This window comes from Alteromonas sp., assembly GCF_984505615.1.
In genome coordinates, this window is sequence record NZ_CFHOXV010000070.1 from 1 (window position 1) to 10629 (window position 10629).

Annotated in this window: 12 protein-coding genes; 3 read left to right on the forward strand and 9 right to left on the reverse strand. The window is 46.2% G+C overall.

The features are described 5' to 3' along the window. Both AC4PME_RS20080 and AC4PME_RS20085 read left to right on the forward strand, forming a co-directional pair. On the forward strand, positions 1–359 hold a 359-nt coding region (locus AC4PME_RS20080; RefSeq protein ID WP_491046847.1), incomplete at its 5' end, for an integrase core domain-containing protein. Between the two features lie 41 nt (positions 360–400). After that, positions 401–853, forward strand: a complete 453-nt coding sequence (locus tag AC4PME_RS20085) for a tyrosine-type recombinase/integrase (protein ID WP_491224616.1) — start codon at positions 401–403, stop codon at positions 851–853. A gap of 158 nt (positions 854–1011) precedes the next feature. Here AC4PME_RS20085 and AC4PME_RS20090 read toward each other — a convergent pair whose 3' ends face one another. The 9 genes from AC4PME_RS20090 to AC4PME_RS20130 all read right to left on the reverse strand — a co-directional run bounded on the left by AC4PME_RS20090 (position 1012) and on the right by AC4PME_RS20130 (position 9508). Further along, entirely contained in the window at positions 1012–1737 is a 726-nt protein-coding gene (locus AC4PME_RS20090) for a DUF429 domain-containing protein (RefSeq protein ID WP_491046846.1), read from the reverse strand. 206 nt (positions 1738–1943) lie between these two features. Then, positions 1944–2270, reverse strand: coding sequence for a YbaB/EbfC family nucleoid-associated protein (locus AC4PME_RS20095; protein WP_119501895.1), 327 nt, complete (start codon positions 2268–2270; stop codon positions 1944–1946). 35 nt (positions 2271–2305) lie between these two features. Then, positions 2306–4936 carry a DNA polymerase III subunit gamma/tau gene (gene dnaX, locus AC4PME_RS20100; RefSeq protein ID WP_491046845.1) on the reverse strand — a complete coding sequence of 877 codons (2631 nt, stop codon included), beginning with the start codon at positions 4934–4936 and terminating at the stop codon, positions 2306–2308. A gap of 15 nt (positions 4937–4951) precedes the next feature. Then, positions 4952–5488, reverse strand: coding sequence for an adenine phosphoribosyltransferase (apt, locus tag AC4PME_RS20105; RefSeq protein ID WP_119501897.1), 537 nt, complete (start codon positions 5486–5488; stop codon positions 4952–4954). Between the two features lie 15 nt (positions 5489–5503). Beyond that, positions 5504–5626, reverse strand: coding sequence for a hypothetical protein (locus AC4PME_RS20110; protein WP_474822918.1), 123 nt, complete (start codon positions 5624–5626; stop codon positions 5504–5506). A gap of 116 nt (positions 5627–5742) precedes the next feature. Further along, on the reverse strand, positions 5743–6483 hold the full coding sequence (locus AC4PME_RS20115) for an HvfC family RiPP maturation protein (protein ID WP_491046844.1): 741 nt from the start codon (positions 6481–6483) through the stop codon (positions 5743–5745). After that, a complete protein-coding gene (locus AC4PME_RS20120; protein WP_491046843.1) occupies positions 6480–7337 on the reverse strand; it encodes an HvfB family MNIO-type RiPP peptide maturase in 858 nt (285 codons plus the stop codon). The genes AC4PME_RS20115 and AC4PME_RS20120 overlap by 4 nt, the downstream gene beginning before the upstream one ends. 69 nt (positions 7338–7406) lie before the next feature. Beyond that, a complete protein-coding gene (locus AC4PME_RS20125) occupies positions 7407–7853 on the reverse strand; it encodes an HvfA family oxazolone/thioamide-modified RiPP metallophore (protein ID WP_119501900.1) in 447 nt (148 codons plus the stop codon). 110 nt (positions 7854–7963) lie between these two features. Further along, the gene (locus AC4PME_RS20130) at positions 7964–9508 is read right to left on the reverse strand and encodes a methyl-accepting chemotaxis protein (RefSeq protein WP_491046842.1); all 1545 of its coding nucleotides are present in this window, start codon (positions 9506–9508) and stop codon (positions 7964–7966) included. Positions 9509–9827: 319 nt separating this feature from the next. Between AC4PME_RS20130 and AC4PME_RS20135 the strand changes: the two genes are divergently transcribed. Next, on the forward strand, positions 9828–10430 hold the full coding sequence (locus tag AC4PME_RS20135; RefSeq protein ID WP_491046841.1) for a hypothetical protein: 603 nt from the start codon (positions 9828–9830) through the stop codon (positions 10428–10430). Positions 10431–10629: the final 199 nt, after the last annotated feature.

Sequence of the window (10629 nt, forward strand, 5' to 3'; positions counted from 1 at the left end):
TAATGGCCGACATCTTTAAAAAGATTGCTCGAAAAGCATTATTCAATAGGTACCACGGGCCGGAATTTATCTCAGTCACGCTGGCAAGTTGGGCAGAAGAACATGATATCGCTCTGGAATTTATTAAACCCGGAAAGCCTACGCAGAATTCTTTTATCGAGAGATTCAACCACACTTACAGAACAGAAATACTCAACATGTATGTCTTCAAAACATTGAATGAAGTACGTGAACTGACCGAAAACTGGATAACAGAATACAACGAGGAACGACCCCATGATGCACTGAATGATCTGACACCATGGGAATATTTAAGCAAACATGAACAGGCTGAAACCTCTAATTATGGATGTAACTAATTAGGGGAGGTTTACAGTACAACCTCACAAGGGATGGCACTCTGAAGCCTCCAAAGACGAAAAATGGCCGTCGGCTCGTAAAGCTACTTCCTGAAGCGATTAGCGTTCTGGAGGAAATAAAAGAACTTTCAGCTCATCTTCCAGCGCGACAAGACAAAATCTTCTACAAAAACAATAAGACGGAGGTAATTATGAGGCGCAGAGTATTTCTCAGCCGAGGTAACTTACCTTTTAAACGTCCAGAACTCACCACTGTCAACGGACAATGGGAAAGATGGTTAATAAATGCTGGACTTCGCCATCGTCCGGCTTATCAGCTCCGGCATACTTACGCGAGCCAGCTGCTAATGGCGGGAACTAGCGCTCTATGGCTTGCAAAGCAAATGGGCCACGGAGATACCAGCATGATTCACAAAATATATGGAAAATGGATTGAAGAAGAACAGCCGGAGTTTATGGATGAGTTGGCAAAAAGCTTGGGCCAAAGTTACTAGCCTTAATATGCTGAGATTACCTAAGTTAGTACCTTAAAAGGCACTCTATCACGAGTGCTTTTTTTACCTCTGTAAACAAGGAACGGACGTTCAAGGCCCTTTTAATACTTGGCCCAAATAACTTGACTCCCCCTGAGTTGCAAAGCCGAAACACCAGTTTAAAAGCATTCCCCCTGGGGGACAAAGATGTAACCTAGCTCTTTATCTCCATATGTGATGCTGTCAGCGTTAATCGAATAGAGACCAGCGATGTATAGGCATACAATTGCATCTAGTACGTCTTCGTTGGTTTTAAGCAAGCGCCCTTTTAAAGAGTGTATATAGTCTTCTGATAGAAGGCCCCTAAAATCATTGGGTATAACTAGAGGCAATAGCCTTGAACGCTCTAAACTTAAAATAAGTGTCGCCAATTCAATTTGACCAGCTTTCCTATCAGCCACACTCCCTTTTTTGTAGGCCAATCTCTCAGGTAGTGCAAAACACTCAATTATTGCTGGGTGGGGGTAACACTCAATCTGCCATTTACTCGTGGCTAAATGCTCGAACCCTTGCGTATACAATATTGAGGAGAGTTTCACGCTAAGCGCATCTGGGTAAAGTCGTTTATTAGATGTATGACACGAGGCCTTGCGCCCACCGTAATCACGACTTAGTGCCTTCTCACATTGTCTTTGCCCTGTCTCATTGTTAATAATGAGCGGGGCATCTATAGCAATACCTTGCAGGTCTGCTTGCTTGGTTAGCTGCTCGACAATTCCTGACAATCCATATACTGCGGGTTCAAGCGACTCTAGAATCAGTTGGTTGTGTTCAACACTACCAATAGCAATTGCTGATGGATTGTGCTCTCCCTGCCAAGCTAAATCTACCCCAGCTAATTTCATCAGTTACCTCCTGTAAAGCTTGGACTAAGATACATCGCTTTGGGGAGCTGTAGTAGGGTTTTAACCACAGTAAGAAAGGAGAACATCGAAAATTGCATGAAAAAAGCTCGGTCAAATGCCGAGCTTTAATCGTTAACTTTAATGCCCCCTATTTGGCCCCCTAGCTTTACGCAAAGCTAGAGGCCAGTAAATATGGGGATTTCAGCCTAAAACGGCATTTTGAAGCCGGGAGGTAATGGCATACCACCGGTTACGTCGCCCATTTTCTCTTTACTGGTTTCCTGTACACGACGCACAGCGTCGTTGCAGGCTGCAGCCACCAGATCTTCTATCATGTCTTTGTCGTCGTCCATAAGTGACTCATCAATATCGACGCGGCGCACATTGTGATTACACGTCATGGTAACTTTCACCATGCCGGCACCGGCTTCACCGGTCACTTCAATTTTCGCCAGGTCTTCCTGTGCTTTTTGCATGCGCTCCTGCATCTGTTGCGCCTGCTTCATGATATTTCCCATTCCACCTTTAAACATGGTCGACTCTCTCACTATTTATTGATTGTGTGTCATTACCGGGGCTGAACAGTGTCTTCGAGCACTGTTGCAGCAAAAAGATCCCGTAATGTCGTAAATTTTTCATCGTTGCTAACCACCTGATGTGCATAAGCACGACGCATTTCATCGATACGTGCCTGTAACGTCAGCGGTGTTTGTGCTGGCTGCCCGTAAACAATGTTCACATTGACCGGATGCGCCAGCGCCTTAGATAACGCCTCATTCAGTTGTGCAACAGCATTGTCATTTATGAGATGGCTCTGACTCTCATCTAATTCAAGCGTCACATCCTGATCTTTTATCGAAAAAGCAGCATTTAATACGATTTGTTTGGTTAAACCGGCCAGTCCCAGTTCTGCAACCCGTTCACTCCAGCTGTCTATCTGACGGCCGAGTAATAATTTTGAGCCATCAGGTAAATAAGCGGGTAAAGCATCGCTATCGACACTTTGAACATGGTTTGTTGGTGTAGCGGCAACGGCACTATCAGAAGGCACGTTAGTTTGTTGATAGCCTTGCGCCTGATTTTCATCCTTCTGCGGGGTAACATTGCCGGTATGATCCTGTTCCTCATCAACAAAAGCCACTCCGGCATCAGCCTGTACTTCAATTTCCTGAGCTAATGCCTCCTGCCCGAAAGAAGGTTGTGAAGCAGGAGCTTCATCAACTTCAGGCTGACCATTATCAGCCAAGTCGTCAGCTTCAGGTGCAGTCGTTACTGAGTGGCTTTCCCAAGGCGGCGACGAGGCATCATCCTCTGACGGTGCAGATGCCACCGTTTCAGCAGGTTCATTGTCTGCCACAGGCGGGGCTGACGTTATACCCCGTTGACTCAGCTTGCGGACACGCTCACTGGTATCACTCTGGTTTTCAGACTTTTTTGCGGGTGCTTCTGCAGCCTCCTTACGTCCAGTTTTTAATTGCTGGCGCAGGGCTAACATTTCTTCGATAGACGTCAATGAATCAGTACTACCGGCCTGAGTCACATTATTTGACTGATGCCCGGGCGCGGCGTGTTCTGCCGGTACTTCATAATGCTCATCTTCGTAAACCGGAGGCGGCATATCATCATAGTCCGCAGGAGGAATATCATCCCACTGAGGCGGACCATTCTGTACTGAAGGCTCAGCCTGTTGCCCGGATTCAAGCTGCTGCGAAGATCCCCGCTGAACAGGTTCATCTTTTACAGGGTCCGGCTTAACAACAGGCGGTTCAGCAGGCGCACGCTCAGAAATAACAGGCTGGCGATATTCTGCCGCTGCTTTTTCAATTTCAGCCTGTTCAGCATTGAGCGCATGTAAATCTTCTGAAGTATCCGTGTCTGCCGGCCCGGTAGTTGTTCCGGTACCTTCAGTAACTATTCCGTGCTCAGCCGGTTGAGGGGCATGAGCAGCTTCGGGTTCCGGCGTTTCTTTTTCTTGCGCCGGCTGATGAACCGGTGCAGCTTGTGTTTCCGGCGCTGAGGCTACAGAAGGGACAGGTTGTGCAGACGCTTGTGACAACGGCGTTTCTGTACTGCCCTGCGCATCCACGATCAGCTCAAGGTTGTCGTCACCGGATGGAACCGGTGCAAAAGACATCATTCGTAACAGTGTCATTTCCAGCGCTGAGCGACCATCTGCAGCATGGGGCAAATCTTTTCTGCCCTGCAAGGCAATCTGATAAAACAGTTGCACCTGCTCTGCCGGTAACGCTTTTGCTAATTGATATATCGCTTTAGCAGAAGTCGTTTCCAGTTTACAGGTTTCAGGCACCCACTGGGTTAAAGCTATCTGGTGTAACAAACTGGACAGTTCAGCCAGCACCTGACCAAAATCCGGCGCTTGCTCAGCCATTGATGCCACAATATCAAGCAGACCCGGAGCATCCTTTTTCACCAGTGCGAAAAGCAGCTTGAGAATTTGATGTCTGTCCATCAAACCGAGCATGTCGGTGACGATGGCAGCCGCTACCTGATTGTCGCCCTGTGCAATAGCCTGATCAGTCAGACTGAGCGCATCCCGCATACTGCCCTGGGCTGCACGGGCCAGTAACGCCAGTGCAGGTGCCTCAAAAGGAATGGATTCCTGCTGCAGTATGTGGGTCAGTTGCCCTGAAATTTGCTCACGGGACAGCGCTTTTAAATTAAATTGCAGGCAGCGCGACAGAATTGTAATGGGCAGCTTTTGTGGATCAGTGGTTGCCAGCAGAAACTTCACATGAGGTGGTGGCTCTTCAAGGGTTTTTAACAGCGCATTAAAACTGTGCTTAGAGAGCATGTGCACTTCATCGATGAGGTACACTTTGTAGCGGCCACGGGTGGGCTTGTACTGCACGTTATCCAGCAATTCGCGGGTATCTTCCACTTTGGTTCGTGACGCCGCATCGATTTCGAGCAGGTCAACATAATTGCCCTGCTCGATTTCACGACAGGTATCACAAACACCACATGGATTAGCGCCCTGACCTTCTTCGCAGTTTAAACTCTTTGAAAAGATACGTGCGATTGTGGTTTTACCGACCCCACGGGTACCGGTAAATAAATAAGCGTGATGTAAGCGGTCGTTATCTAATGCATTGGCGATGGCGGTAACAACATGTTCCTGACCAACGAGTTCACTAAACTTTCGTGGTCTCCACTTCCTTGCCAGAACCTGATAACTCATAAAACCGCTTGTTCCTTATTCACCATCAAAATCACAAATTGAATAGCATTCAATGTTCAGCGCCGCTAATTTCTCATAGCCGCCAAGGTCCGGCAGGCCGATAACAAAACCGGCATGTTCAACAATACCACCTAATGAACGGATCAATTTTGCTGATGCGCCGATGGTACCGCCGGTTGCCAGCAGATCGTCAATTAACAGCACCCGCTCACCTTCTTTGATGGCATCTTTGTGGATCTCAAGTGTATCCATACCATACTCAAGTTCGTAGGATTCACTTACCACTTCTCTGGGTAATTTATTGGGTTTTCTCACCGGTACGAAACCCACGCCCATTTCAAGGGCCAGCGGTGCACCAAACAAGAAACCACGGGCTTCAGTGCCGGCTACTTTATCAAACTGCATGCCCTGAAATTTCTCAAGCAACAACGTGATACACGCAGTAAATGCTTTGTGATCTTCCAGCACGCTGGTGACATCACGGAACATGATGCCGGGTTTAGGGTAGTCGGGTACGGTTTTTATTACGGATTTTATATATTCAGCAGTCACTTCTTTGCCTTTTGATTACAGCCAGAAAGTGAACCAGCCAGCTATGATATGCAACAGAGGAAAAGCAACTAACGTGACAACGATTGCCAGAAAGTACCACCAGTTAAACACTTCTTTAAACTCGCCGTTATCAGCCATAATCAATACCTGAAAGTTCTAAGTCAAAATGGTCGTAAATGTTAATCGAAACACAGTCTGAATGACAGTGCTATTCTCCATTATAGCGAATATTGTTAATAAGGTGAGGCAAGCGGTCAGGCTTTAACCACAATCCCCTTTTCTGTAAGCGCGGAGAGTGTTTGCGGCAGATAATGTTCAACCGCTGCAACCTGAGTGGGGGGAATGACAGCTTTAAGCTGACTGATGATACCGGGGACGGGCAAAGCCTCTTCGCTGATAATCGTTAGTAATAAAGCCGTTAAAGGCTCGGTAACCATGAACTGAACGTCATCACTTTTGTCACGGTACACCACGTAGTTATGTCGCTGCTCTGAGAGTTTTTCTGGCTGACATTCACTGCTGATTTGATGTACCGGATAATGGTAACTGGCAAGTGTTGCCAGGCCGCACAACGTATAACGCTCTGGTAAATCGCCTGAGCGTGCTTTAAGTGGCAGGTCTTCGTCGCGTACGCTGACATCAATTTCCAGCCACTCATAATGCGCGAGCTCGTATAAAAAAGCCGGATAACCACGGGCTGTACAATCAAAGTGACTCAGATAACGGACAAACTCGCGGCTGATTTCAACAAAGTAAGGGGTCTCACAAACATGCTCAAGCATGAATTCCCGTACGAGAATAAGCCACTGTTCTTCGCCCAGGACTTCTTTGACCACAGGAAACCCGCCGGCGATAAAATTTTTTATATTATTAAAAAATAGTGAGCGGTAGACAGACAACCTTTCTTCGCCGTCCTCTTCAAGGGTAACAAAGCCGGATTGAGGATCCCGCATGGCTTGTGCAAGTTCAGCCTGCCTTGCGCGGAAATCTGTCATCCCGCACATCCGGCTAGCTGGTTATCCTTAATTTCCTGCTCATTACATACCCGTTGCTGAATGGATTTAATCCGGCCAACCTCTTCCAGCAATTCACCTAACGGAGGAATATTAAAATCCCGTTCAAGCAACGTAGGGAAAACGCCGTGCTTCCGGTAGGCTTTTTCCAGCAACCCCCACACAGGTTCAATGACACTACTGCCATGGGTATCGACTTTAAGGTTATCACTCTCGTCGTAATGACCGGCGATATGACCATAAACAATACGCTTTGATGGCAGTGCATTGAGGAAATCAACGGCATCATACTTATGATTGATACTGTTTACGTAGAGGTTGTTTACATCAAGCAGCATCTGACAGTCAGACTCTTCCAGTATATAAAGAAGGAATTCCAGCTCTGTCATGTCCTGATCTGGTGCGAGGTAATAAGATACATTCTCCAGCACCAGCGGACGCTCTAAAATGTCCTGTACAATTTTGATTCTTTCCACAACATGTTTTGCAGCCTGCTCACAAAAAGGGATTGGCAGCAAATCATAGAGGTGTCCGTTACCGGAACAAAAACTCAGATGTTCACTGTACAAGCTGATGCTATATTCCTGCAGGAACGATTTGATTTGTTTAATAAACGGGATATCAAGAGGATCCGTACTGCCTACAGACAATGACAGTCCGTGAGTCGAAAAGGGGGCCTGCGATGTACAGGCCTGCAATTGCTTTTTGAACTTCCCGCCCATTAGGATCCAGTTCTCCGGCGCAACTTCCCAGAAATCGACACTGTCAGGAAGCTGTGGCAGTAAGTCAGGCAACATTTCACGCCGCAGACCCAACCCGGCACCGGATACAGACATCAGAACTCCAAATGACTAGTGACTTTGAACAAAGGTGTTACTTCAAAAACGAGTCAAGCACATGCCGGTTTACATACTCCCGCATTTGCCCTCACCACATTTACCTTCTTCAGCCGCTTTCTCTTTAACCTTGTCCTTCATTTTGTCAGCGCCGCACTTTCCTTCACCACACTTACCTTCTGTCGCAGCTTTGGCTTTATCCTTCATTTTATCGGCACCACACTTACCTTCACCGCATTTGCCTTCTGCTGCAGCTTTCGCTTTGTCTTTCATCTTGTCGGCGCCACACTTGCCCTCACCGCATTTACCCTCTGCTGCCGCTTTGGCTTTATCTTTCATTTTATCGGCACCACATTTGCCTTCACCGCATTTTCCTTCTGCCGCGATTTGCTTATATCCGGATTCCAGTGCATCCATTCCGAACGGATTTGCCATTGCAGACGATGTAAATGCGCCGGCACTTAACACTGCAGCACCGATGGTACCCGCAACCAGATTACGTTTAGCTTCTTTCATAAATACACTCCAGCACGATAACTTTTTAATTTACGTTCAAACGACCTCAGTGCATAAAGACCTGACGATGAGATGAAAAATTTCTTCTTAAAGCATTTTTTCATTATGCTTCATACATCTTCTGCTTTGTACCCTATACGAAAACCGCCCCAGTGTTTGCCGTTAACGTAAATCGGTGCAGACAGATCGTGCATCACTTCTCCGGTATCACGCTTGTAGGTTTGCAGAAGAAAACTCTCTGTATTCTTTCCGCAACGGGAACCGGTAGGATCATCGAAAATGCGTTTCGTCCGGCTCTTAGCCAGGTCAGTGTCGTAATCTCCGGTCATAGGTTTGCTGAATTTTTTATTGTGGGTCGGGAAGTATCCGTTAATATCCACCGCCCCGGCATAAATAATAAAGTTATTTTCCTCAAGGACAGGTTCCTGTACCGGAGGAAGCAAAACATCAGTAAATGAATCAAACCGTGTAGTGAATTTTTGCGGATTGGTCCCTTTCACCGGTTCATAGTGAAAGTTGAACAAATCTGATTCAGAGATTTTTCCACTGGTAATAGCCTCTTCGAACATTTGACCAATCTTTTGGGCGGACCTGGTGGCGATCCGTTGGACTTTTCCGTTACGGTCATTCACCCGCAATGCCTGTAATTGCCGGAAAATACCCTCAGTGTGATAACTAAGTGCCAGTACCTTCTCTGAAACATCTGTCAGATCGCCTTCAAGATGCTTGGTATTCTGATGTAACCTTTCAGCATTTACACTTATTCCTCTGTTGGTATTGCCGTGCACTTCTACTGTACTGGCGACCTGCCCCATTGAGTTTGCTGCTTCTGTAGAAATAATGCTGGTTTCTTCAATCAGGGACGACATATGGTTCACTACGTCCGACATGGCGCCGTTGGCTGCTGAAACTTTTTCAATGGCGTCTACAGAAGTTTGACTGTAGCGATTGATTTCATTGAGTACATCGTCAATGCCCTGGGTAGCATTTGTTGTCTTTTGAGCGAGGTCGCGCACTTCATCGGCAACAACGGCAAATCCCCGTCCCTGCTCTCCGGCCCTTGCAGCTTCAATAGCAGCATTTAAAGCGAGCATATTAGTCTGATCGGCCAGTTGATTAATGGTAGTGGTGATGCCGCTGATGGAATCGGCCTTGCTCTTTAATGTGGCGAGCATATCTGCTGAGGCTTCAATTTCACTACGAAGCTGACTTTGTTGTTCAACCAACTGGCTCAGAGCCTGCTTACAATCCTGAGTTTTATCGTCTGCTGCCTGAATTTTTTGCTGAGCATCTGTAGAGAATCCCACAAGTTGAAGATTACCTTCTTCAAGGTGCTTAATACTGCCGGCGATTTCCTGAACACTATCGGCCTGCTCTTTAAATACTGCGGCAAGCTTATCCAGAAAGTGGGAAACCGTTGCTCCACCTATAGCGATCCGGCTGGCAGACTGGCTGATAGACTCACCTAATTTCGAGTCAGCATCGTCTTGCCCGTCGGTTCCGGCAACAACCGTGCTCTGCTGAGGAAATATCAGAGCAGGTATGAGTGTTACAAAGAACACGGCGACAGCCACCCACCAGAAGGCTATATCAAATAGACCACACACCGACACGGTTACCAGGGCCAGTAACCCGGAGATAATTGAATTTTTCACGCCTGCTTACTTCCTCATTGTTGTTATGGTTAAACTATAGCCCATTAAAACAATTTGTTAACATCAATATGGATAAGACAATAGTCGATTTGGATTCACGAAATGGGACTAATCAGAGATCTGTATTCCGCCAGCCGGATTTAATTACATTTGCTGAATATAAGAGATTTAAATGAAAACTATACTGGTGTATAAAAGTTTATGCTGAACCGGGCCGACCCGATTAGATAGTGTTTACGTAGTCACACCTTAAGGTCATTAACCTCTTACCTCCGGCGCAAATAGACGCCACAACTATGGAATACTTATAAGGAAGTTTATGAAAATTAAATCTCTTGTTGCTGCTTCTGTGTTTTCTGCCTTATGCCTTTCGACACCTGTACTGGCTAAACATGATAAAGACAGCTCTGACAACCGTGTAGTAAAAGGAACTTACACAATTACCAAGGGGACTGTTGAGACTTTTGATGTTTCTACAGACCTGGTAAAACTTGAACAACTTGGACAATTTGAGATAGTGCTGAAAAGCACTGACTGGAAATCCTTTTCAAAAGATGAACGCAAATCTATTAAGAAACGGGAAAAAGTTAAAGGTGTGCTGAAAGGCACTATCGATCTGACAAACTTCTTTACTGCCGGACCTGTAATTTCTCATGTCATGATTGACGATGACAGAACATTCTCACTTCATTCTGCATACGATGTGTTTATCCCGCTTCAGGGGGATTTATTCTGCTCGGGCGGTGAGCCGATGATCATAAAAGAATATGTGAATCTGGTAGGTGCAACCGGTGTATATGAGAACCTTCAGTCAGGAACGATTGTACTTGAGGGTACCGTAAATAATTGCCCGGGTTTTGCTGATTACGGAAAATATGATTTCGATATCGTGCCTGATGAAAGTGTACTCATATTTGAATAGTCATACATTCAATGAGACAAGCCCGCATCTGTGGGCTTTTTACTGCCCGCTTTACAGTGAATTCAGGCATCAATGAGTGCATATTCTATGTTTGAATCGATCAACATATTTAAAAGAAGCATAGTGGGATTCTGAACAGAGAACAGAAACGAAAAAAGCCCGCTCAGATGAGCGGGCTTCTTCGTAATTGGGAGCCTGA

Coding starts and splice junctions, on each gene's coding strand:
- AC4PME_RS20120 (WP_491046843.1), bottom strand. CDS start 7,337: ATGTCTGTATCCGGTGCCGGGTTGGGTCTGCGGCGTGAAATGTTGCCT.
- AC4PME_RS20110 (WP_474822918.1), bottom strand. CDS start 5,626: ATGGCTGATAACGGCGAGTTTAAAGAAGTGTTTAACTGGTGGTACTTT.
- AC4PME_RS20090 (WP_491046846.1), bottom strand. CDS start 1,737: ATGAAATTAGCTGGGGTAGATTTAGCTTGGCAGGGAGAGCACAATCCA.
- dnaX (WP_491046845.1), bottom strand. CDS start 4,936: ATGAGTTATCAGGTTCTGGCAAGGAAGTGGAGACCACGAAAGTTTAGT.
- AC4PME_RS20135 (WP_491046841.1), top strand. CDS start 9,828: ATGAAAATTAAATCTCTTGTTGCTGCTTCTGTGTTTTCTGCCTTATGC.
- AC4PME_RS20125 (WP_119501900.1), bottom strand. CDS start 7,853: ATGAAAGAAGCTAAACGTAATCTGGTTGCGGGTACCATCGGTGCTGCA.
- AC4PME_RS20115 (WP_491046844.1), bottom strand. CDS start 6,483: ATGACAGATTTCCGCGCAAGGCAGGCTGAACTTGCACAAGCCATGCGG.
- AC4PME_RS20095 (WP_119501895.1), bottom strand. CDS start 2,270: ATGTTTAAAGGTGGAATGGGAAATATCATGAAGCAGGCGCAACAGATG.